The sequence below is a fragment of the Phocaeicola paurosaccharolyticus JCM 15092 genome, assembly GCF_000613805.1.
GTDB lineage: Bacteria > Bacteroidota > Bacteroidia > Bacteroidales > Bacteroidaceae > Phocaeicola > Phocaeicola paurosaccharolyticus.
This window is the reverse complement of record NZ_BAJR01000001.1, coordinates 259,078-283,587: the sequence shown is the minus strand read 5'-3', so window position 1 is coordinate 283,587 and position 24,510 is coordinate 259,078. Positions and strand designations below refer to the sequence as shown.

The 24,510-nt window shown below is 37.6% G+C and carries 20 protein-coding genes and 1 pseudogene; 15 read left to right on the top strand and 6 right to left on the bottom strand.

Annotation, left to right across the window (positions count from 1 at the left end; all coding sequences use genetic code 11):
• Positions 1-7: 7 nt before the first annotated feature.
• The 4 genes from JCM15092_RS01130 to dut are packed head-to-tail and all read right to left on the bottom strand — an operon-like array spanning position 8 to position 4,421.
• Positions 8-1,342: a murein hydrolase activator EnvC family protein gene (locus tag JCM15092_RS01130; RefSeq protein ID WP_024993044.1), complete on the bottom strand. Its 1,335-nt coding sequence runs from the start codon at positions 1,340-1,342 to the stop codon at positions 8-10.
• Positions 1,342-2,175, bottom strand: coding sequence for a lipoprotein insertase outer membrane protein LolB1 (gene lolB1 / locus JCM15092_RS01125; protein ID WP_024993043.1), 834 nt, complete (start codon positions 2,173-2,175; stop codon positions 1,342-1,344). The genes JCM15092_RS01130 and lolB1 overlap by 1 nt, the downstream gene beginning before the upstream one ends.
• On the bottom strand, positions 2,172-3,983 hold the full coding sequence (locus JCM15092_RS01120; RefSeq protein WP_024993042.1) for a tetratricopeptide repeat protein: 1,812 nt from the start codon (positions 3,981-3,983) through the stop codon (positions 2,172-2,174). Before JCM15092_RS01120 ends, lolB1 begins: the two co-directional genes overlap by 4 nt.
• A gap of 3 nt (positions 3,984-3,986) precedes the next feature.
• Positions 3,987-4,421 carry a dUTP diphosphatase gene (gene dut / locus JCM15092_RS01115; RefSeq protein WP_024993041.1) on the bottom strand — a complete coding sequence of 145 codons (435 nt, stop codon included), beginning with the start codon at positions 4,419-4,421 and terminating at the stop codon, positions 3,987-3,989.
• A 116-nt stretch (positions 4,422-4,537) separates the two neighbouring features.
• On the opposite strand from dut, the pseudogene JCM15092_RS14555 reads away from it, so the two are divergent.
• Positions 4,538-5,868: pseudogene (locus tag JCM15092_RS14555) on the top strand (deoxyguanosinetriphosphate triphosphohydrolase).
• Positions 5,869-6,268: 400 nt separating this feature from the next.
• Here JCM15092_RS14555 and glsB read toward each other — a convergent pair.
• Positions 6,269-7,249: a glycine N(alpha)-acyltransferase GlsB gene (gene glsB / locus JCM15092_RS01105; protein ID WP_024993040.1), complete on the bottom strand. Its 981-nt coding sequence runs from the start codon at positions 7,247-7,249 to the stop codon at positions 6,269-6,271.
• A gap of 24 nt (positions 7,250-7,273) precedes the next feature.
• Positions 7,274-8,092, bottom strand: coding sequence for a lyso-glycine lipid O-acyltransferase GlsA (gene glsA / locus JCM15092_RS01100; RefSeq protein WP_024993039.1), 819 nt, complete (start codon positions 8,090-8,092; stop codon positions 7,274-7,276).
• A 331-nt stretch (positions 8,093-8,423) separates the two neighbouring features.
• Between glsA and mraZ the strand changes: the two genes are divergently transcribed.
• From mraZ to JCM15092_RS01030, 14 genes are all read left to right on the top strand, one after another.
• On the top strand, positions 8,424-8,885 hold the full coding sequence (mraZ, locus tag JCM15092_RS14550; RefSeq protein ID WP_034541393.1) for a division/cell wall cluster transcriptional repressor MraZ: 462 nt from the start codon (positions 8,424-8,426) through the stop codon (positions 8,883-8,885).
• Between the two features lie 2 nt (positions 8,886-8,887).
• Positions 8,888-9,802: a 16S rRNA (cytosine(1402)-N(4))-methyltransferase RsmH gene (gene rsmH, locus JCM15092_RS01090; protein WP_024993038.1), complete on the top strand. Its 915-nt coding sequence runs from the start codon at positions 8,888-8,890 to the stop codon at positions 9,800-9,802.
• 12 nt (positions 9,803-9,814) lie between these two features.
• Positions 9,815-10,189 carry an FtsL-like putative cell division protein gene (locus JCM15092_RS01085; RefSeq protein ID WP_024993037.1) on the top strand — a complete coding sequence of 125 codons (375 nt, stop codon included), beginning with the start codon at positions 9,815-9,817 and terminating at the stop codon, positions 10,187-10,189.
• Positions 10,186-12,312, top strand: coding sequence for a PASTA domain-containing penicillin-binding protein (locus JCM15092_RS01080; protein ID WP_024993036.1), 2,127 nt, complete (start codon positions 10,186-10,188; stop codon positions 12,310-12,312). The genes JCM15092_RS01085 and JCM15092_RS01080 overlap by 4 nt, the downstream gene beginning before the upstream one ends.
• A gap of 11 nt (positions 12,313-12,323) precedes the next feature.
• Complete coding sequence (locus JCM15092_RS01075; RefSeq protein ID WP_024993035.1) at positions 12,324-13,778, top strand: UDP-N-acetylmuramoyl-L-alanyl-D-glutamate--2,6-diaminopimelate ligase; 1,455 nt, start codon at positions 12,324-12,326, stop codon at positions 13,776-13,778.
• A gap of 11 nt (positions 13,779-13,789) precedes the next feature.
• The gene (mraY, locus tag JCM15092_RS01070; RefSeq protein ID WP_024993034.1) at positions 13,790-15,055 is read left to right on the top strand and encodes a phospho-N-acetylmuramoyl-pentapeptide-transferase; all 1,266 of its coding nucleotides are present in this window, start codon (positions 13,790-13,792) and stop codon (positions 15,053-15,055) included.
• Positions 15,056-15,070: 15 nt separating this feature from the next.
• Positions 15,071-16,405: a UDP-N-acetylmuramoyl-L-alanine--D-glutamate ligase gene (gene murD, locus JCM15092_RS01065; RefSeq protein ID WP_024993033.1), complete on the top strand. Its 1,335-nt coding sequence runs from the start codon at positions 15,071-15,073 to the stop codon at positions 16,403-16,405.
• A gap of 12 nt (positions 16,406-16,417) precedes the next feature.
• Positions 16,418-17,722 carry an FtsW/RodA/SpoVE family cell cycle protein gene (locus tag JCM15092_RS01060; RefSeq protein WP_024993032.1) on the top strand — a complete coding sequence of 435 codons (1,305 nt, stop codon included), beginning with the start codon at positions 16,418-16,420 and terminating at the stop codon, positions 17,720-17,722.
• 108 nt (positions 17,723-17,830) lie between these two features.
• Positions 17,831-18,961, top strand: coding sequence for an undecaprenyldiphospho-muramoylpentapeptide beta-N-acetylglucosaminyltransferase (gene murG / locus JCM15092_RS01055; RefSeq protein ID WP_024993031.1), 1,131 nt, complete (start codon positions 17,831-17,833; stop codon positions 18,959-18,961).
• Positions 18,951-20,327: a UDP-N-acetylmuramate--L-alanine ligase gene (murC, locus tag JCM15092_RS01050; protein WP_024993030.1), complete on the top strand. Its 1,377-nt coding sequence runs from the start codon at positions 18,951-18,953 to the stop codon at positions 20,325-20,327. The genes murG and murC overlap by 11 nt, the downstream gene beginning before the upstream one ends.
• Positions 20,324-21,061 (top strand): cell division protein FtsQ/DivIB, encoded by a 738-nt coding sequence (locus JCM15092_RS01045; RefSeq protein WP_024993029.1) that lies wholly within the window; start codon positions 20,324-20,326, stop codon positions 21,059-21,061. Before murC ends, JCM15092_RS01045 begins: the two co-directional genes overlap by 4 nt.
• Before the next feature lie 3 nt (positions 21,062-21,064).
• A complete protein-coding gene (gene ftsA / locus JCM15092_RS01040) occupies positions 21,065-22,621 on the top strand; it encodes a cell division protein FtsA (RefSeq protein WP_024993028.1) in 1,557 nt (518 codons plus the stop codon).
• A 32-nt stretch (positions 22,622-22,653) separates the two neighbouring features.
• A complete protein-coding gene (gene ftsZ / locus JCM15092_RS01035; RefSeq protein ID WP_024993027.1) occupies positions 22,654-23,967 on the top strand; it encodes a cell division protein FtsZ in 1,314 nt (437 codons plus the stop codon).
• A gap of 1 nt (position 23,968) precedes the next feature.
• Positions 23,969-24,418 carry a GatB/YqeY domain-containing protein gene (locus JCM15092_RS01030; protein WP_024993026.1) on the top strand — a complete coding sequence of 150 codons (450 nt, stop codon included), beginning with the start codon at positions 23,969-23,971 and terminating at the stop codon, positions 24,416-24,418.
• Positions 24,419-24,510 lie beyond the last annotated feature (92 nt).

Below are 24,510 nucleotides of genomic sequence, written 5' to 3'. Positions count from 1 at the left end.
AACCAGATTATCTGCCTAACCAAGTTTCCGGATTCAGCTTAGAAGTCTCTTTTCTGAGCTGGAAATGGAGTATGGTATTTCCTGATGAGTCAGTACTTATATTACCAATAACGTCTCGCGTTCCGACACGATTACCTCTTGATACTGATACAGATGAAAGATTGCAATATACAGATATATATTGTCCGTGTCTGATTAAGACATTACTTAATCCATTATATTGGAATACAGCAGATACCTCTCCATCAAATATCGCTCTAGCCTTGGCACCTCTCTGCCCTTTTATATCTATTCCCTTGTTATCAAGTACTACATTCTTCAGCCCATCGACACCATACTGACCATAGTGGCTGACTATCACATATGGTCCGGTTACAGGTACAGGAAGAATGCCCTTGTTCCTTTCAAAATTACTAGACAAATGTCTGTCATTGTCGTTCATATTGAAAATTTCAAGAGGTTTTGCTTTTTCTGTTTTTCTCTTTTCTACAGACTTAGTCGATTTCTTGGCAGTACTCTTGCTGCTCTCCTTTTCTTTTTCTCTTAATGCCTCAGCTCTCCTAGCCTCCTCTGCTGCCTTCCTTCTAGCCTCTTCCTCAGCTCTCTTTCTAGCTTTCTCTATCTCAATTTCAATAAGCCTGTCAATTTGGGCGTTAAGTTTCTGAGCTGTACGTTTCTTCTTGTTTATCTCAGCCTGAATGCTATTCTGCTTCTTTTTAAGAGACCCTAAAATTACCTGCCTGTCCTTCTCCTGAATCTCAAGTCTTGCCTTCTCCTCTTCTCCTTGTCTAAGCAATTTAGACTTCTCCTCTCTTACACTCTCCACTTCAGCCTTCTTTGCATTTACCTGAACTTGTCTTTTCTCTATCTCTTTAGCCTGAACACGCTGATAGTTGGCATACTCGTTAACATATCTCAATCTACGGTATGTTTGTGAGAAGTTATCTGCCGATAAAATAAACAAAAGCTTATCTTGGATAGATTTATTCCTATATAGATATTTTACAGAAGCTTCATATTTATCTTTCTTATCTTTCAAATCCCTTTGAAGAGCATTAAGCTGCTTCTGCAATTTAAAAAGGTCATTTCCTAGTTCCTTCAGATTCTCTTCCATAAGATAAACATATTTCTTCCTCTCTATAATTTGCCCATTTATAAGTGCAAGGTTAGCCAACTGACTCTTGACATCTTTATTAGTCGATTTCAATATAGTCTCGGACTTTGCAATCTGTTCACGCAACTGATTTCTCTGCGACTCCAACTCTTTAATCTTCTTTGTAGATTGAGCAGATACAAAAAAGACAGACAGACATGTAATTAATAAGAGTAGAAAACGTTTCATCATTTAGCAAAAATTTTTAAGATATCATCCAATCCGACCTTTTCATATTTTTTGGGAATATCTGTCGTATAGGTCCAGTCAGAATTGTTCGTTAGCTTTGTCAGTTCTATTTCAAGAGAAATTTTATTCTTAACTCCATCTAGGTTTACATTCATCACCGATGGAAACTCACTATTCTGCAAAGGTCTGAAGTTGCCATATTTCCATCTCATGGTATAAGGAGTACCCTTAAGGCATATGTCACTCTCTATAAGTCGGCCGCTAGACGAACTTGTAATAAAGCTATAATTCAGTTCTTTTGAACTATCTACATGTATAGTAACATTGTCTGCATCCTTAGATATTTTGTATCTATCAGAGCTATGAGTCGATAAGCCATTCGCACCTGGTATAAATATGGAGTTTATAAAAAGCGCCTCAAGAGAATTATAGTCGAAACTCTTCTTTACATAACTATTCAGTTCTGAATATGAAACCTTGACATATCTCTTCTTCATTCGGTCAATAACAAGCACACCTGAAGGAGTAATTTCTACTCTTGCCACCTCTATACCGAGCAGAGGAACAGCGGAAAGCATAACTACCTCACCTCTCTTTATCCTCATTGTTCCTGAAACGCTGATAGGATCTTTCTTATCAAAAATGAGGGTGAACACAGATTTTGCCCATATGACATCAAACTTATTTCTGTTATCTATAATTTTATCTACATATTCTCTCTCTGTTAGTTCACCTACAGTTACACTCTTTGTCATCTTCTTTGTAGAAGAACACGAAGATACCATAGAAACCATAATGAACAGGGATAGATAGATAAAGTTCCTTTTCATCATTGTAATAAATATTTCTTTTGTGCAATTTTCTTTTTAAGCAAGTTAAGCTCTTTTACTTCTCTCTTGTTTCCATTATCAGAATCACCTTCCTGAGCTAATTTATATGCTTTGTCCCAATATTGAACTGCTTTTTCTATATCTCCATTCTTGGCATATATGTCACCAGCATGTTCAACTACTACAGAACTTTTATCACCATCATTAATCAATGCCTGATCTATATATATCTTTGCTTCAGCATATTTCCCTTTTTCAAATAGTATCCATGCATAAGTGTCAAGATAGGTCCCATTAGTTGGTTCAGCCTTTACTGTACGATAACTCATCTCTTCTGCCTTGTCAAGGTTCGTTTTCTCCACCGACAGATAGTATGCATAGTTATTAAGAGCACCTATATTGTCAGCTTTATAAACCAGAGAAGAGTCATAAGCTGCATAAGCCTCCTTATTCATTCCTTTTACGTGATAAAGGTCTCCCATTATAGCATAGAAATCTGACGCTATATTCTTATCACTCTTAGAGGTAACCTGGCCCACGCCTTTTTTGAAAACACTAAGTGCCTCATCTGTCATCTCTTTCTGATGATATGATAATCCCAGATAGTAATAGTACTCCAATACTTCGGGAGTATACTCTATAGCACGTTTGCATATATCAATAATCTTTTCAGCATTCTCCTCTTTAAGAGCAAAGTTAAGCAATTGCAGACGAGCAGGAGTATTCTCAGGATCAATTTCAAGAACCATATTGAGTATAGGTACCGACTCCTTATTCATATTCTTGCTAAGCATATATTGAGCAGCGAGCATTGCAATATCTGCATTTTCCTGTTTTTTCATCAAGATAGAGTTGAAAAGAGATGCAATCTTTATGCTATCCTTGTCTGTCTGTTCAGATTTAACTATAAGGCCTCTCATGATATCAAGTTTGGAGTTACTATCCAGTGATTCATTAAGAAGTACAGAATCTATCTGATTCTGATAAAGTGAGTCATTACCCTGTTTCTCGTAGTAAGATGCCAGAGAGAGCATTGCTGGAGCATATCCAGGCTCTTTCTGCAAAACTTTCATATAGGTATCATAAGCCTTTTCGCTCTTTCCATTATTAAGATATACATCTCCAAGGATTGTCATATATCTCATATCATATGGATACTCCTTTGCAAGATTCTCAATCTCTGTGAACGCCTTAACATCGTCTCCTTTACTGAGATACATCCTGAACTTCTCCATACTTATCTGCTCCGACTTCCCGTCAAGGCCCTCAAGACGGTTCAATGTTGCGATAACCTGATCATAATCTTTAGTCCTATTGTATAAATCGACCAATGAGATAAGCGGTTCCAAGCGTGTAGGAAATTGTGTAGACATATCTTCGAAAACATAAATAGCCTCCGGCAAAAGTCCTTTATCCTGATAGTAGGATGCTAGCGTTTGCTTATACCAATAGTTGTCAGGAGAGATTTTTACTGCTTTCTTTAATGCTTTTTCTGCATTTTCAGGTTGCTTCATATACATGTAAAACCTGAAAAGTTCGTATAATGAAGCTGCTCCGTTTGGGTTTATACTGACACAATGATTCAACAAGTCGAATGCAGCATCGTATTCACCTTTCTCTTTCAAGCGTAACGCTTCGAGATAGAAATAGTCATACCTTCTCTGTGCATCAGCAGATAAGTTTTCTGATGCAACCACATTTTTGTGCACAGGCAAGGTTTCTTTATGGCTCTTCAGTGTCCCGCATGAGATCATAGAGAACACAATACAAACCGCCAGTATGATTTTTTCTATCAATATAGTTTTCTTCATCTTCTATTTTTTTCCAGTATGACCGAAACCTCCGTCACCACGTTCGGTCTCGTCAAGTACCTCCACCTCATCCCACTGAGTCTGCTCAAACTTAGAGATTACAAGCTGGGCTACTCTCTCGCCATCTTCAATAATGAAATTCTCGGATGAAAGGTTAATCAATATTACACAAATCTCACCTCTATAATCTGCATCTATTGTACCAGGAGAGTTCAAAACACCAATTCCTTTTTTTATTGCCAAACCACTTCTTGGTCTTACTTGAGCTTCATACCCTTTTGGTAAAGCCATATATAGTCCTGTCGGAACAAGACATCTTTGGAGGGGTTTTAACTCAATTGGGGTATCAATATTTGCACGTATGTCGAGCCCTGCCGACTGTTCGGTTGCATATGCCGGCAACGGATGATGTGACTTATTAATAATCTTTACTTTCATCGTTTTATCAAACTTATTAACATTTTGCGAATTTAGTAAAATCAATGTAATAATCTATCTATTTACACTTTTTTAAAAGGAAGTTTTATACTTTTGCAAATAAACGACAGTGTAAAATGGAATGGGAAAAACTGATATCAAACAAGCGACTTGGACTTGAAGAAATTCATGATTTAAGAAAAGACGATAGGTCTGAGTTTCAAAGAGATTATGACAGACTTATCTTCTCAGCTCCATTCCGCAGACTACAGAATAAGACACAGGTTTTTCCTCTGCCTGGGAGTATCTTCGTGCACAACCGTCTTACACATAGCCTTGAGGTTTCGTGTGTTGGTCGTTCATTAGGAAATATAATTTCAACTAAGCTTCTTCAAAAACACCCCAGTCTATCGGAAACTCATATCTCCGAGATTGGTTCAATAGTCTCTGCCGCTTGTCTTGCACACGACCTTGGCAACCCACCTTTCGGTCACTCAGGAGAGAAGGCAATAGCCACATTCTTCTCAGAAGGCAAAGGAGTTGAGCTAAGAAGTAAGTTCACAGATAGTCAATGGAATGACCTCACTCATTTTGAAGGAAATGCAAATGCCCTCCGTCTACTTACCCATCAATTCCAGGGAAGACGTAAAGGAGGGTTTGTGCTTACATATTCAACATTGGCTTCTGTAGTAAAATACCCCTTTTCATCGCAACTTGCCGGTAACAAACAGAAATTTGGATTTTTTATTTCTGAAGAACAGGATTATAAAAAAATTGCCCTTGAACTTGGTATCCGACAACTAAGCAAAGAGAATGAGCCGCTACGCTTTGCAAGACACCCTCTTGTTTATCTAGTAGAGGCTGCAGACGATATATGCTATCAGATGATGGATATAGAAGATGCATACAAACTTAAGATTCTAACCTTCCAGGAGAGCGTGGACCTATACTCTACATTCTTTACAGATAAGAAGATTGAAAGTATAAAAAATATATGCAAAATAGTAACCGATAAGAATGAACAGATTGCCTACCTACGCTCACTGGCAATAAGCATCATGATTAATGAGTGCACCGAAGCATTCATGAAAAATGAGGAGAAGATACTTGATGGCGATTTTAATTCTACTCTCATAAAGAGCATGTCCGAAAAGGCTCGCACTGCATATAATAGATGCTCGGAAGTTGCTATACAAAAGATTTATCACTCAAGAGACGTCGTTGATATTGAGCTTGCCGGTTTCAAGATAATAAACACTCTCATAGGCTTATGGTAGATGCCGTAAACTCACCTGAGAAGGCATATTCAAGACTTCTAATAAACAGAGTATCAAACCAGTACAATATATGCGATGAGGATATCTATACACGCATTCAGGGTGTGCTCGACTATATCTCAGGTATGACGGATATATATGCTCTTGATCTTTATCGCAAAATAAACGGGGACAGCATTCCTGCTGTATAATCTCGAAAACCAAAGTTGGGAATAAAATCCGGTTCATCAGTTAGTATAATAAAATCTGTCGTGATCGGTTTATAAATAGATCATGACAGATTAATCAATGAATCATGATCGGTTAAGTAATGGATCATGATCGGCTAATCAATGAATCATGATCGGTTGAACAGTCTATCATGATTCATTTTCCCGAACAATGAAAATAACTGATTCTCTCTTTTCTTAACACGAAGCAAAGATAATAATATTTATCAAGAAGAAATAGAATTTGTGAAATCTCCAATGTTTCGGAGTGAGCCTACCTTTTAACAGACAGATATTTATCACCAACAGAAGTTATTATAAAAAGAGCCCGAATCAAATCCGAGCTCTATAATATTGTTTATCTGTATGTTTCGATAATAATCTATTTTGATATGATAGGATTAGCTCCTGAAGTAAATCTCAAAGCCTCTGGATGCTCTTTTACAAACGACTCTATATGTCTTACTCTTTTATCTTCCAATATCTCATCTACAGCAATAAGTATACCTGTCTCCTCTACATCACCGAAACCATAGTTTATGGCGGTGCCGAACATTCTCATTGTTGGTGAAAGACCCATATAGGCATTAACAAGAGGGGGTATATTATATCCAAGCTTTCTAACCTCTGTATTCAGAATTTTATAATCCTCCTTGAATGAGTTACAGCAAAAAAGATTCTCTAAGAAGTCACGATTTGTCTCAATTTCCAAAGGTTTCATCGGAGTAATAAGCTTATCCTTATCTCCAAAATGCTTGTTAAGGAAATACAGAATCATATCTCGCCCCTGACGGTGATAACTAGGATACATTGTCATTTTACCAAAGTAATACTTCACATTTGGTTTAATAACAGTAAGTGCTCCAAGCCCATCCCAAAGATTATCCAAAGCGAACAGGCCTTTTGAGCCGGCACGTGATGACTGATACTCAAGAGTAACGAAGGATCTACCTAGTTCAACAGTGTAAGGCAGGTAATTTTTAATAAATTCTTGAGAGAAATTAAACATATGAGATGTTGCAAGTATCGGTTTGCCTGTTTCATCAAACTTAACTTCATCACCCAACAGATATCTATATCCTCCTAAAATTTCTTCTCCTTCAGGATTCCATACTATGAGTTGTTTATATGGATCATCCATAGTATCATACTCATCAATATCCATAGATTTACCAGTACCTCCACCAGCTGCTCTAAATGCTATTTCTCTCAATCGACCTATCTCTTTCATAACATTAGGAGAATTCTGAGCAGTAATAACGTATATCTCGTTATGACTCTTATTGGTAAATCGGAGTCTCTTCTCTTCAGTCAATTCTGACTTTAGCACCTCCTTACTAATAGGGGTAATTATTTCTTCCATTTGTATCATTAATATCTTCTGCCTTTATAGTTTGTAGACAATATCTTTTACATATTGTGCCCAGTCGTGCGGTGTTTTGCTCTTATCAAAAGTCTCCCAAGGAATTGTCTTACCTATGGTCAACTTAAATGTCTGATGCCTATTTTTCATCATTTCATCAGCAAGGTAAAGCATAGCGACATTAATCTTCAAACCTAGATTATCGCATATGTTTGCCAAATTATAAAACCAATTAGAATTTTGTCCTTCAAAATGCAACGGAACAACATCACGTCTTGTCTCTACACTTTTTGTTACAAAAGTCTTCTTCCAATCAATATCTTTAATAATTCCGTTATGCCTTCTTGAACAAATTCCAGCTGGGAACATTATTATGTTATTAGGCGAGCTGAAGCCCTGTTCTACTATTTTAGGAAAGTCTTTAGATTGTTTTCCGGTCTTATTGATAGGAATGCACAATGGTGCCAATCCATGTAGGTTCATCAAAAGGTCATTTACTAAATATCTAACATTTCCATCATAATAAGAACCCAATATATATCCTAATGCGACTCCGTCAACACCACCAAGTGGATGATTGCTTACAAAAGTAAAGCACCCCTCTTTAGGAAGGTTCTCTTTACCAAAAACATCTACCTTCACATCCAAGAAGCCCATGCAAGCCTCAAGAAAATCAACACCAACTTTATCTTTCGATTCAATCAGAAATTCATTCAACTCATCCTGATGAACTATACGCTTTAAATAACGTCTTAAAAGTCCGGGTACATATTTAGCTTTTTTACCAGCTTTTTCTTCAATTATTTTATCAATATTGATCAAAAAGATAGATTCCTCTTTCATCATCATAAACTTTGTGTATGCAAAAATAACTTATCTTTTTAAAAATTGATATTCTGAGTAAAAAAAATGATGATTAATGATATAAAAAACCAACATTTATAAGGTTATTAACCATTTATTTCACATAATGTTTCATTTAGCATCATAAAACAAGAGTAACAAAAAGCATTATCGGTTAAAAATAGCTCACTTTATATGCCCTCGAAAGAGGTTAGTAAATAGAGGCAAAAACCTGTTGATAATTTTTTTATTATTTTCTTATATAATTTGTGGGGAATTGTGGGGAATTGTGTACTTTTACATCAAGTTTTATATTAATAAGGTGTAATACATGCGATTCTTAGGGAATATTGAGATGAAAATTGACATAAAAGGAAGACTGTTTCTTCCATCAATTTTCAGAAAACAGCTTCAAAATGCCTCTGAAGAATATCTTATTCTTAGAAAAGACATTTTCCAAGACTGTCTCGTATTGTGTCCTGAGAGTACGTGGAATGAAGAACTCAACGAGTTAAGAAGCCGACTGAACAAGTGGAACCCTAAAGATCAAATGATATTCCGTCAGTTCGTTTCAGATGTTGAGATTGTTTCACTCGACAGCAACGGACGTTTTCTATTACCAAAAAGATATATTAAGTTAGCCCACATCAATCAGGAGGTAAAAGTCATTGGTGTGGACAATACTATTGAGATTTGGGCAACAGAGTTGTGCGAGCAGCCATTCATGAACCCTGAAGAATTTAGTTTGGAATTGCAGAAGATGATGGATAACAATAAAAAAGCAGAAGAGTAAGAATGAGTGACGAGAACATTACATATCACATCCCGGTACTTTTGAATGAGAGTATCGACGGCCTAAACTTAGAAAATGGAAAAGTTTTCGTTGACGTCACTTTTGGTGGCGGCGGACACTCTAAAGAAATATTGCGACGTCTTGGAGACGATGGACGTTTATTGGGATTCGACCAGGACCAAGATGCAGAAAGAAATATCGTTGACGACAATAGATTTACTTTCGTAAGAAGTAACTTCAGATACCTTGCCAATTTCTTAAGATACCACGGCATTGATGAGATAGACGGACTTCTTGCTGACTTAGGTGTATCATCACACCACTTTGATGATTCTGAGAGGGGTTTTTCATTTAGATTTGACGGAAAACTTGATATGAGAATGAACCAAAAAGCAAGCATGACGGCTGCCGATATCCTTAACACATACGAGGAGGAACAGTTGGCCTCAATTCTCTATCTATATGGAGAACTCAAAAACAGCCGAAAATTAGCTTCTGTGATTGTTAAATCAAGAGCTACAACTTCGATAAAAAATACATCAGACTTTATTAATATAGTCCAGCCTCTATTTGGTAGAGACAGAGAGAAAAAAGAGATGGCAAAAGTGTTTCAGGCATTGCGTATAGAGGTAAACCAAGAGATGGAAGCACTAAAAGAGATGCTATACTCAGCTGCTGAATACCTAAGGCCTGGTGGAAGACTTTCTGTAATAACTTATCACTCTTTAGAAGACAGAATAGTAAAGAACTTTATAAAATCAGGAAATTTTGAAGGTAAGATTGAGCAGGATTTTTTTGGAAACATACAATCTCCGTTTAAACTTATCAACAATAAGGTGATCACTCCTACCCCTGAGGAGATAGAGAGAAACCCACGATCTAGAAGTGCTAAACTTAGAATTGCAGAGAAAAAGTAAATAAATTGTGTTATGGAAGAGCCCGTTATTGACAAAAAAGAGAGCAATAAAAGTGAGAACACTTCAAAAAAGATGTCTATAAGGAGCATCTTGGGAGGTGATATACTTGCTAATGACTTTTTTAAGAGACAGACGCGCTTGCTTATACTTATAATGATTCTTACTGTTTTATATATTGACAACCGATATAGCAGCCAGCAAGAGTTAATTGAAATAGACAGATTGAAGAAAGAGTTGGATGATGTAAAATACGATGCATTGACTAGATCATCAGAACTCATGGAGAAAAGTAGACAATCTAAGATAGAAGAATATATTTCAACACAGGGAAGTGAGTTGCAGACAGCAACAAACAGACCATATTTAATTGTTATTGACGAGAAATGATTCCAAAGAAGAGCAATATAATGATCAGGTATACCTTCATCATGCTAATCATGGGGCTGGTAGGTCTTGCTATTGTTGTTAAAGCAGGAATCATAATGTTTGCCGAGAAACAATATTGGCAGGATGTTGCAGATAGATTCGTCAAAGAGAACGTAGAAGTTAACCCTAACAGAGGCAATATCCTCTCTTCAGACGGTCAGCTCATGGCAAGTAGTTTGCCGGAGTACAAGATATATATGGACTTCCTTGCCGGAGGTGATTATAAAGACAGTCTCCTCAGAGCAAATATGGACTCAATATGCATTGGTCTGAATCAGATATTCCCGGATAAAAGTATTGCCGATTTCCGAGCTCACATAATGAAGGGCAGAAGAAAAAGGAGTAGGAACTACCTTCTATACCCAAATCGCATATCATATATTGAATATAAAGAGGTAAAACAACTACCTGTATTTAAACTAAGCAAATTCAAGGGCGGCTTCCATGAGCAGGCTTTTAACCAGAGAAAAAAACCATTTGGTTCATTGGCTAAAAGAACGCTTGGAGATATGTACTCAGAGATTGAACTTGGTGCAAAGAACGGACTTGAATTATCATATGATTCAATATTAAAAGGTGTCCCCGGAATCACTCACCGCCAAAAGGTGATGAACAAATATCTCAATATTGTTGACCTCCCTCCTGTTGACGGCTACGACATTATAACAACCATTGATGTTGGAATGCAGGATATAGCAGAGAAAGCACTTATAGATGAACTTAACGAGATTAATGCCACTGTAGGTGTAGCTGTGCTTATGGAAGTTAAGACTGGAGAGGTAAAGGCCATAGTTAATATGACCAAGTGCAACGACGGCGTATATAGAGAGCTAAAGAACAACGCAGTAGCAGATATGATGGAACCTGGTTCTACTTTTAAAACAGCATCTATCATGGTAGCTCTCGAAGATGGTAAGATTACTCCTGACCAGACTGTAGATACAGGTAATGGTGTATACAACATGCATGGCCGTCCTATGAAAGACCATAACTGGCATAAGGGTGGATATGGTGTTCTTACAACAACCAAGTCTCTTATGGTATCATCAAATATCGGAGTATCTAGACTTATTGATGAGAACTATCATAACAATCCGACTAAATTTGTAGAAGGACTATATAAACTTGGCATTGCAACCCCACTAAATCTTGATATACCCGGTTCAGGTAACCCTCATATTAGAATGCCTAACAAGAACAATTGGTCAAAGACTGCACTTGCATGGATGTCAATAGGATATGAAACACAAGTACCTCCTATTAACACACTTGCATTCTATAACGCTATAGCTAATGGAGGAGTTATGGTAAAACCAAAGTTCGTAAGAGCTATTACCAGAGGTGATGAAGTTATAAAAGAAGTTCCTACTGAAGTTTTAAATCCAGCGATCGCATCTAAGAGAACATTATCACAGATTCAGACTATCCTTGAAAAGGTGGTAAGCGAAGGTCTGGGAAAAAGAGCAGGTTCTAAACAGTTCCATGTATCTGGAAAGACAGGAACAGCACAAGTCTCTCAAGGTAAAGAGGGATATATGGGTGGAGGAAGACGATACTTAGTAAGTTTCTGTGGATATTTCCCTTCAGAAGATCCTAAATACAGCTGTATAGTAGCTATCCAAAAACCTGGACTACCTGCATCAGGTGGTCTTATGGCAGGTAAAGTGTTCAGTGAAATTGCTGAAAGAGTTTTTGCAAAACATCTTGCTAAAAACCTGTCAGAAGCAAAAGATTCTGCAAGTATACTTATCCCTGACGTAAAATGTGGCGATATCGCTGCAGCACATTACGTACTTAATAATATAAATATTTCTACCGTTGGAATTCCTGACAACACAAATTTAAATAGTCCTATTTGGGGTGTGCCTGCTGCACAGAATAACAAAATAGTACTAAAAAGATATAAGGGAAACAACAGAATAGTTCCTAATGTAAAAGGTATGGGAGCTAAAGATGCTGTTTATCTACTAGAGAGTTTAGGGTTAAAGGCAAGAGTTGGTGGAGTAGGAAAAGTCGAATCACAAAGTTTGGCTGCAGGAAAGCGTGTAGTCAGGGGTGAAGCGATACATTTAATTTTAAAATAAAGTTTTACAACATGAAACTAGGAGATATAATTAAAGGAGTAAAGACAGTAGAAGTTCATGGGAACTTGAACTGTGATATTAAAGGAGTAAACATTGACTCCAGGTTAATTGAGGAGGGACACATCTTCATTGCTATAAAAGGTACGCAAGCAGATGGACACGAATATATAGAGAAAGCTATAGAAAAGGGTACCAAGGTGGTAATATGCCAAGATTTGCCAGAGAATCTGAAAGAAGATATATGCTACATTAAAGTAGTAGATACAGAAGATATCGTGGGACAGGTTGCCACAAATTTCTATGGAGATCCTACAAGCAAGGTTGAACTCGTCGGAGTTACCGGAACTAACGGAAAGACTACAATAGCTACCTTATTATATGATATGTTCCGCAAATTCGGATACAAGGTTGGACTTATCTCTACAGTATGCAACTATATTGATGATAAACCTGTACCTACAGAACATACCACTCCCGATCCAATCACTTTAAACAAGCTACTTGGACAGATGGCTGATGAGGGATGTAAATATGTTTTTATGGAGGTAAGCTCCCACTCTATTTCTCAGAAAAGAATTGGTGGACTGAAATATGCCGGGGGCATTTTCACAAACATAACACGCGATCACTTAGATTATCATAAGACATTCGAGAACTACCTCAAAGCAAAGAAAGCATTCTTTGACCATCTTCCAAAAAGCGCATTCGCACTTACAAACCTTGATGACAAAAATGGTCTTGTTATGACCCAGAATACAAAAGCAAAGGTATCCGATTACTCCATCCGAAGCATAAGTGATTTCAAAGGGAAGGTTCTTGAGGATACATTCGAAGGAATGTCTATGGAGATAAATAATATAGAGGTGAATGTTCGGTTTATAGGTCGCTTTAATGCATCCAACCTCCTTGCAGTCTATGGAGCAGCATGTCTTCTTGGCAAGAAACCAGAAGATGTTTTGTTGGTTCTAAGCACTTTGCGCCCTGTTGCAGGACGATTCGACTCATTAAGATCATCAAAGGGTTATACTGCAATTGTTGACTACGCACATACTCCAGATGCTATTGAGAATGTTCTCAATGCTATCCACGAAGTATTGCAAGGCAAAGGAGAGGTAATTACAGTAGTCGGAGCAGGAGGAAACAGAGATAAAGGCAAACGACCTATCATGGCTCAAGAGGCAGTGAAGCAGAGCGATAGGGTTATAATCACTTCAGATAATCCACGATTTGAAGAGCCTCAAGATATCATAAACGATATGGTTGCCGGACTTAATAAAGAGCAGATGAAGAAGGTGGTATGCATAATAGACAGAAAAGAAGCTATTCGTACTGCATGCATGCTCGCAGGAAATAGAGATGTTATTTTAGTTGCCGGAAAAGGACATGAAAACTACCAGGATATAAAAGGTGTTAAGCATCATTTCGACGACAAAGAGATTTTAAAGGAAGTTTTTGACAATGAATAAAAAATAATGATATGCTATACTATCTATTTAAATATTTAGAAAGATTTGACTTCCCAGGAGCTAGAATGTTCGGATATGTCTCATTCAGATCATTGATGGCAATTATATTGTCATTACTTATATCTGCAATATTCGGTCAATATTTCATAAGCCTTTTGAAGAGACATCAGATAACAGAAACACAGAGAGATGCCTCTATTGACCCATTCAATGTAAACAAGGTAGGAGTTCCAACAATGGGAGGTATCATTATCATTGTTGCAATACTTATACCATGCCTTCTTCTTGGTAGATTGGGTAATGTATATATGATGTTAATGATTATCACAACAGTATGGTTGGGCACATTAGGATTCCTCGACGACTATATTAAGGTATTCAGAAAAGATAAAGAGGGACTTCATGGCAAATTCAAAATCATAGGACAAGTTGGATTAGGTCTGATTGTAGGCCTTACACTATATCTAAGCCCTAAAGTGGTTATAAGAGAAAATATTGAGGTAAAGAAGGGTGATAATATAGAGATTGTCCATAAAGCATTGAATGAAAAGTCTACAAAGACTACTATACCATTCTTCAAGAATAACAACTTTGATTACTCTGATTTCGTTGGCTTCTTAGGTGAGAATTCACAGACAGTAGGATGGATTATATTTGTCTTCGTAACAATTTTCGTTGTCACAGCAGTATCCAACGGCGCTAATCTCAATGATGGTATGGATGGTATGGCGGCTGGTAACTCAGCAATTATCGGACTTACGCTTGGTATCCTTGCTTACGTCTCGAGCCATATAGAATATGCAGGATACCTTAATATAATGTATATACCGGGCAGTGAGGAGTTGGTAATTTTCATATGTGCATTCATTGGTGCTCTTATAGGATTTCTATGGTACAATGCATTTCCTGCACAGGTATTTATGGGTGATACAGGAAGTTTGACTATTGGCGGCATTATTGCTGTATTCGCCATAACAATCCATAAGGAACTACTAATACCTATATTATGTGGTATATTCCTTATCGAGAATCTATCTGTGATACTTCAAGTGAGATATTTTAAGAGTGGAAAGAAAAAAGGGCATCTGCAAAGAGTCTTTAAGAGAGCACCTATACACGACCATTTCAGAACAACAATGGCTCAGTTGGACCCTAACTGCTCTTATATATTCAAAGGGCCAAATAATGTTTTCCATGAATCTAAGATTACTGTGAGATTCTGGATTATAACTATTGTCCTTGCAGCCATTACTATAATAACATTAAAGATAAGATAAGAAAAAAATATCATTATGGGTAAAAGAATTGTCATATTAGGAGCAGGTGAGAGTGGCGTTGGAGCTGCTATATTAGCTCAAAAGAAAGGTTTTGACACCTTTGTTTCCGACATGTCCCTTATTAAGGATAATTACAAATCTATGCTTAACGAGAGAGGAATTGAGTGGGAAGAGGGACATCACTCCAAAGAACTGATACTGAATGCAGATGAGGTTATCAAGAGTCCGGGTATTCCTAACAATGCTCCTATGATAATGGAAATTCAGTCTAAAGGAATTCCTATAATATCTGAAATTGAATTTGCCGGAAGATATACAAATGCAAAGATGATATGTATCACTGGTAGTAATGGTAAGACAACAACTACATCTTTGATATATCATATATTCAAGAAAGCGGGTCTTAACGTAGGCCTTGCTGGAAATATTGGTCAGAGTCTTGCTCTACAAGTTGCAGAAAGCAACCATGATTACTATATCATTGAATTAAGTAGCTTCCAGTTGGATAATATGTACAAGTTCCATGCAAACATTGCTGTATTGATGAATATCACTCCTGATCATCTAGATCGTTATGATTTCAAAATGCAGAACTATGTTGATTCAAAGTTCAGAATAATTCAGAACCAAACTCCTGAAGATGCATTCATTTTCTGGAACGATGACCCTATCATCAGAGCTGAACTTAGCAAATATGGAATTCATGGACAGCACTATCCTTTCTCAGAGAACAAGGAGAACGGTGTCGCTGCATACACAGAACAGGATAAAGTATTTTTTATGGAACCTGTACCATTCAACATGGAACAGGAGGATTTAGCTCTTACTGGCACTCATAATCTTTTCAACTCAATGGCTGCCGGGATATCTGCCGATATTGCAGGTATACGCAAAGAGTGTATACGTGAGGCACTTAGCGATTTCGAAGGTGTAGAACACAGATTGGAGAAGGTATGCAAGGTTAAAGGTGTAGAATACATCAATGACTCTAAGGCAACAAATGTAAATTCATGCTGGTATGCACTCAAGAGCATGACTACTAAGACTGTACTTATTCTTGGAGGAAAAGATAAAGGAAATGACTATAATGAGATTGCTGATCTAGTTAAGGAGAATTGTAGCGGACTTATATTTATGGGACTCCACAATGAGAAGTTACATGAGTTCTTCGATGGTTACGGGATTCCTATAGCCGATGTAAGAAGCATGAAAGATGCAGTAGATGCCGCATACAATATGGCAAAAAAGGGCGAGACAGTTTTGCTTAGTCCTTGTTGCGCAAGTTTTGATCTCTTCAAGAGTTATGAAGACAGAGGAGAACAATTCAAGGAGTGTGTAAGGAATTTATAATTTCAGTATATAATGGATTTAATAAAAGATCTGTTTAAAGGTGATAAAGTAATTTGGATTATATTCCTATTCCTTTGCCTTATATCTATTACGGAGGTTTTCAGTGCTGCCAGTACTCTGACATATAAGACGGGCGACCACTGGGGACCTATCACACAACATAGTGTTATTTTGCTTGTGGGTGTGGCCATTGTAATCTTTGTACACAACATTCCATGCAAATGGTTCCGTGTGATTCCATTTTTTCTCTACCCTATCTCTACTATACTTCTTGCCTTTGTTATGGCAATGGGTGTTTTGACAGGCGACAGAATAAATGGAGCTGCAAGATGGATGACATTTTTTGGAATACAGTTCCAACCTTCGGAGTTGGCAAAGATGGCAGTAATAGTAGCAACAGCTTTTATTCTTTCTAAACTACAAGATGAGGATGGTGCAAATCCGAAAGCTTTTAAATACATTATGATAATAGTGGGAATAGCTTTCGTGCTCATAGCACCTGAAAATGGATCTACAGCAGCACTTCTCTTCGGAGTTGTCTACCTAATGATGATTATCGGAAGAGTTCCATGGAGACAGATTATGAAGCTTACCTTCGGCATTCTCTTCGTGGTTACCCTCTTCGTTTCTATAGTAATGGCTCTACCAACACAGAAGTTAAGCAAGGTACCTCTAATGCATAGAGTCGAGACATGGCAAGGCCGTATTAAAGGATTCTTCGATGACAAAGAGGATGTTCCTGCAGCTAAATATGACATCGATAAAGATGCTCAGATTGCACATGCCAACATAGCGATAGCATCAAGCAATGTTGTCGGAAAAATGCCTGGTAATAGTGTACAGAGAGACTTCCTCTCACAAGCATTCTCCGACTTTATATTTGCTATCATTGTTGAGGAACTCGGGCTGGTGGGAGGAGCCTTTATTGTACTTCTCTATCTATGGTTACTTATGCGAGCGGGTAAAATTGCAAGAAAATGTGACAAATCATTCCCGGCATTTCTCGTTATGGGAATTGCCCTTCTATTGGTTTCTCAGGCGCTACTGAATATGATGGTAGCTGTGGGACTATTCCCCGTTACAGGACAACCACTGCCTCTTATCAGTAAAGGTGGTACATCAACGCTGATAAACTGCGCATATATCGGAATGATATTGAGCGTAAGCCGTTTCGTGGCAGAACAAGAAGCAGAGAAGACCGCAGAGGAAGAAGCAGCAAATGAGGCAAAATTGCAGGCTGCCACACAGACTCTTTTAGAGAAAGCTAAGGATATTGTAAACAGCGAACAGGCTGTTAGTGCTGATAATCAAGAATGATTAGGAAAAAATATATTTAGGACGAAACAAAAAATGTTATTAATAAATTACTATATTATTAAATATATATTGCCTGTTTATTGATAACTTTGTAATATAATAAAAAATATGGGAGTAGAATTAAGAGTTATAATTAGCGGTGGTGGAACAGGGGGACATATCTTCCCTGCCGTATCTATTGCGAATGCAATTAAAGCAAAGCATCCAGAAGCTAAGATATTGTTCGTCGGCGCATTAGGAAGAATGGAGATGCAACGTGTACCAGCTGCTGGTTATGACATTAAAGGGCTTCCTGTTGCAGGATTCGACAGAAAAAACCTCTTTAAAAATATACCAGTACTGATAAAGCTCTTCAAGAGTCAGTATATGGCAAAAAAAATAATTAAGGAGTTCAAACCTCAGGTAGCTGTAGGTGTAGGAGGCTATGCAAGCGGACCGACACTTAAAGTTGCAGGGACAATGGGTATTCCTTCTCTTATACAGGAACAGAATTCTTATGCCGGAGTAACTAACAAGCTGCTTGCTAAAAAAGCAAGCAAGATATGTGTTGCATACGAAGGTATGGAGAGATTTTTCGATAAAGAGAAAATTATTCTTACTGGAAACCCGGTAAGACAAGGGCTGTTTGATAAGGAAACGACAAGAGAAGAGGCTATTAAATCATTCGGACTTAATCCAAACAAGAAAACTATACTTGTAATTGGAGGAAGTCTTGGAGCAAGAACTCTTAACAACTGCATGATTGAAGGCATTGAGAAGATAAAAGAATCGAATGTACAGTTCATATGGCAGACCGGAAAAATCTATTTTGACGAAGCCAAGAAAGCTGTAGAATCTTTTGGTGAGTTGCCTATGATTTATGTAACCGACTTCATAAGCGACATGACAAAGGCATATGCAGCAGCCGACCTTGTTATAAGTAGAGCTGGAGCAGGATCCATATCTGAGTTCTGCATACTAAAAAAGCCTGTTGTTCTTGTCCCTTCACCAAATGTTGCAGAGGATCATCAGACAAAGAATGCACTTGCTCTTGTAACTAAAGAGGCTGCTCTTTACATAAAAGATGCTGCTGCTTCAGAGGGACTTATAAGTAAAGCGATAGATAGTGTAAAGAACGATGAACTTCTGAAAAAATTAAGTATGAATATTGAGAAACTTGCATTTACTGACTCGGCAAATGTTATTGCTGACGAGGTGTGCAAACTTGCTGAAAAATATAGAAATGAACATGGATGTTAATACTTTCAAATCAGTATATTTTATTGGTGCCGGTGGTATAGGTATGAGCGCTTTGGTAAGATATTTCCTATCAAAGCAGAAGAGAGTTGGTGGATATGACAAGACCCCAAGTGAACTTACTGACAAACTAATTGAAGAGGGTGCCGATATACACTATAAGGATAGTGTGGATGAGATAGCTGAGGATTTTAAGGATGCTGCTACTACTCTTATTGTCTATACACCTGCTATTCCCGGTGATCACACTGAATTTTGTTTCTTCAAAGAAAATGGATTCCAGATTATGAAAAGATCACAGGTGTTGGGTATGCTTACTAAAACATCAAAAGGTCTATGCGTTGCCGGAACTCATGGTAAAACGACTACATCTACTATGGCAGCACATCTGCTCCATAATTCACACGTAGAGTGTAATGCTTTTCTAGGAGGTATTTCAAAGAACTATGGAACTAATTTGCTACTCTCAGATAAAAGTGACTATGTAGTTATTGAAGCTGATGAGTTCGATCGTTCATTTCATTGGCTCACTCCTTATATTTCAGTAATAACATCTACAGATGCTGACCATCTTGATATATATGGAACTAAAGAGGAATATCTTGAGAGTTTCCGTCACTATACCTCACTTATATCTAGCGATGGCGCATTGATAATACACGAGAATTTAGCGCTGAAGCCTGATGTAAAGCCAGGAACAAAAATATATACCTATAGCCGTGAAAGTGGAGACTTCCATGCTGAGAATGTAAGAATTGGCAATGGAGAAATCTTTTTCGACTTCATCTCACCTTTCGGCAATATTAAAGATATACAGCTTGGCGTGCCTGTAGCTATCAACATTGACAATGGAATAGCTGCAATGGCTATAGCACAGATGAGTGGAGTATCAAATGAAGAGATTAAAGCAGCAATGGCTACTTTCAGAGGAGTAGACAGACGTTTCGACTTTAAGATTAAGAATGACAAAGTAGTATTCTTAAGCGATTATGCTCATCACCCAGCTGAAATTAAACAGAGCATCTTATCTATGAGAGCATTGTATCAGGATAAGAAGATTTCTGCTGTTTTTCAACCACATCTTTATACACGTACTCGTGACTTCTATAAAGATTTTGCTGATAGTCTCTCTCTACTTGATGAGGTTATAATAATAGATATTTATCCTGCTCGTGAAAAACCAATACCAGGTGTTACGAGCCAACTGATATACGATAATCTTGCCCCTGGCGTAGAGAAATATATGTGCAAGAAGGAGGAACTATTGGATTTGTTGAAGAAGAAGGAGTTCCAGGTGCTAATTACTCTTGGAGCAGGCGACATAGATAATTTTGCTCCAAATATTTGTGATATTTTAAATAAGAGATGATAAAAAGGATTTTCATACTGCTGTTTCTTCTTATGATAACCAGCTACCTTGTGGTTGCTGTTACCATGCTAAATGCCCGACCTATTGGGCAAAGATGTGACAGTGTGGGAGTCTTCATCGCCGACAGCATAGACTACGGCTTTATCACAAAAAAGGGTATTACTGATCAACTTAAGTCAAAAGGCCTAATGCCTGTTGGGAAAGATATGAACAGTATCAATACCAAGATTATGGAGAAGGAATTAAATAGACTTCCTCTCGTAGATAATGTGGAGTGTTATAAGACAAGTAATCGGAAAATAGCCATAGTCATAAACCAGAGAGTTCCTATATTAAGGGTGATGGGCAATAATGGCGAGTGTTATTATATAGATTGTAAGGCGAAAATTATGCCTTTAGTCAAAACCCCAATATATGTGCCTGTTGTTACCGGTTATATTGACAGGAAAATGGCAAAGAATGAAATTTTTAAACTTGGGCAATTTATCAATAACAATCCTTTCTGGAGATCACAGATTGAACAGATCAATATTACCACAACTAAAGAGGTAGAGATAGTACCTATGGTTGGAGACCATATTATTTTTCTAGGAAAGGCAGAAGAATATGAAGATAAGTTCAAAAGGCTAAAGATTTTTTATGAAAAGGCTCTAAATATAGTTGGATGGAATAAATATGATAGGATAAGTTTAGAGTTCAGTAATCAAATAATTTGTACTAAAAAAGAGTTATAATATATGGTATCAACTGATTTTATCGCAGCAATAGAACTGGGTTCATCTAAAGCGACAGGTATTGTAGGTAAGAAAAATCCTGACGGCAGCATACAAATTATGGCAGTTGCCAGCGAGAAATCTTCCGAATTTATTAGGAAAGGAGTCATATACAATCTTGATAAGACTTCACAATGTCTTAATTCCATAATAAAAAGACTTGAGAATACTATCAAGGATTCTATTGGAAGAGTATATGTAGGAATAAGCGGACAGTCGCTAAGAACAATACGTAATACTGAGGTTCGCCACTTAGGAGAGGAGACAAAGATATCTCAGGAATTTATTGATTTATTGATGGACAGCAATCGTGAGGTTCCAATAATTGATCAAGAGATATTGGAAGTAGCTCCACAAGAGTATAAAGTTGGAATTAACTACCTTACAGATCCTGTTGGAGTGCCTACCGATCATATTGAAGGACGTTTCTTGAACATCATAGCAAGAAATTCCCTGAAAATGAATATTGACAAATGTTTTGACCAATCAAACATTGACATTGTCGACTATATAACACAACCAATTGCTGTGGCAAATGCAGTTCTGACTAACAGCGAAAAGAGATCGGGATGTATGCTAGTGGACTTTGGTGCCGATACCACTACAGTTTCTCTTTTCAAAAACAATATATTAAGACATCTGGCTGTAATTCCATTAGGAGGAAACAATATTACTAAAGATATTTGCAGTCAGCAGATTGAGGAAGAAGAGGCTGAAGAGTTGAAGGTGAAATTTGGAGATGCCTATTATGAACCTTCTGAAAAAGATCAAGAGAAAGTATACAAGATAGAAGGCAAATGTTCTATCGAAGCATCACTTCTACAAGAGATTATAGAAGCACGTGTAAACGAGATTATCTCAAATGCATGGAACCAAATATATCTTTCAGGCTATTCATCTGACAAACTTCTAGCAGGAGCCGTTCTTACTGGCGGAGGAGCAAACATGAAGAATATAGAAGAGGCATTTACCAAACTCACAAAGCTTGAGAAAGTACGTGTAGCAAAAGATATTCAATTAACTGTAAGCGGTGCCGTTGAGTTGAAGAGAGATGGTGCTCAGATAGGAATACTTTCTATACTTGCTGCTGGTAAAGAGAGCTGCAGAAAAGATGATTCATATAAAGTACAGCACAGTACAAATGTTGTTGCAGACCTATTCGATAATGAGGCGGCTGAGGAGAGAAAACCTAAACAACAGTACGAATCACCTGATAAGAAACTGGCAGAAAAAAGAGCTGCAGAAGAGGAGAAAAAGAGAAAAGAGGAAGAGTTGAGAAAGAAAAATGCTGAGTTCAATTCTCTTATCACCAAAATAAATGAGCTTAAGGGTAAAGAGGAGTACAAAGAGGCACTTTCTTTACTTAAAAAGGCTGATGCACTAAATCTGCCTGAAAAGAGAGAGCAGATTAAAGATCTAAATCAAGAGATAAAGAGATTAAAAGCGGGTCCTAGTTGGATATCAAAGGTTGGAAAGAAAATTTCTGCTCTATCCGAAGAGATCTTAAAAGATGAGAAATAAAATACATCAACTTATATATAATTATTAAGATTATGTCTGATGAAATTATAATGCCATTCGATTTCCAAACAGATTCACCAAGTATCATTAAGGTAATTGGTGTTGGTGGAGGAGGTGGCAACGCCGTAAACCATATGTATAAAGAGGGTATTCACGATGTTACTTTCGTTGTGTGTAATACCGATAACCAAGCTTTGGCAGAGTCTCCGGTACCTATAAAACTTCAGTTAGGCAGCGAAGGACTTGGTGCCGGTAACCGCCCTGATCGTGCCCGCGAAGCTGCACAGGAGAGTATCGAGGATGTAAAAAACATGCTAAGCGACGGATGTAAGATGGTATTCATTACTGCTGGAATGGGCGGTGGAACAGGAACAGGTGCTGCTCCTATCATTGCTAGTACAGCAAAGGATATGGATATTCTTACAGTGGGAATCGTTACTATACCATTCTTATTCGAAGGTAACAAGAAGATTGACCAGGCTCTTGACGGCGTGGAACAGATGAGTAAACATGTTGATGCACTTCTTGTTATTAACAATGAGCGTCTGAGAGATATATACTCGGATGTGAGCGTACTGAATGCTTTTGGAAAAGCAGATGATACACTCTCTATAGCAGCAAAGAGCATAGCTGAAATTATAACAATAAGAGGTAAGATAAACCTTGACTTCAACGATGTTAAGACCGTACTCAAAAATGGTGGAGTAGCTATTATGAGTACAGGATATGGATCGGGTGAGAATCGCGTGAGCCAGGCTATAAATGATGCTCTTCACTCACCATTGCTGAACAACAACGATATCTTCAACTCAAAAAAGATTCTATTCAATATCTCATACAGCACAAATAGCGAACTTATGATGGAGGAGATGAACGAAGTTCATGATTTTATGAGTAAGTTCGGTAAAGATGTTGAGACAAAATGGGGTCTATATATTGACGAAACCCTTGACGAGAAGGTTAAATTCACCGTTCTTGCTACCGGATTCGGTATAAAGGATATACCTGGGATGGATAATATGCTCAACAAACGTACCATCGAAGAACAGAAGAGAATGGAGGAACTCGAAGAAGAGGAACAGCGTAAAGATGATAGACGTGAGGGATATTATGGCGAAACCACATCTACAGCAGGGAAAAAGAGAAGACGTTATAACACTTATATCTTCACACTTGAAGATCTGGATAACGACGATATAATAAGTATGGTTGAGACAACTCCTACTTATCAGCGTTCGAAGAGTGTGCTTGAAAGCATACAATCTAAAGCTGTATCCGACATTCAGCAGTTTGAAGATAAGGATGGAGATAACGAAATGAATACTATAACATTTAATGTACAATAATATGGATTTATTTGATCAGATAAGCAATGATATAAAAGAGGCTATGAAAGCTAAAGATAAGGTAGCCTTAGAGACTTTGAGAAATATAAAGAAGTATTTCCTTGAAGCAAAGACAGCTCCTGGAGCTAACGATACACTAACAGATGATGCTGCATTGAAAATCATGCAGAAACTTTCAAAACAGGGCAAAGACTCTGCTGCAATATATACTCAACAGGGACGTGCAGACCTGGCCGACGCTGAACTTGCTCAAGTAGAAGTTATCGAAAAGTATCTTCCAAAGCAGATGAGCAATGAGGAGCTTGAGGCAGCTCTTAAGGAGATTATAGCTAACGTTGGAGCAGCAGGACCTCAGGATATGGGTAAAGTCATGGGTGCAGCAACAAAAGCCCTTGCCGGTAAGGCAGAAGGAAGAGTTATCTCTGCAAAAGTAAAAGAGCTGTTGGGTTAATAAGAATACCAACATCATAATAAAATAAGAACCTTTCTCTTACTCATTTCTGAGTAGAAAAAGGTTCTTATTTTATTATATAAAGTTTAAAC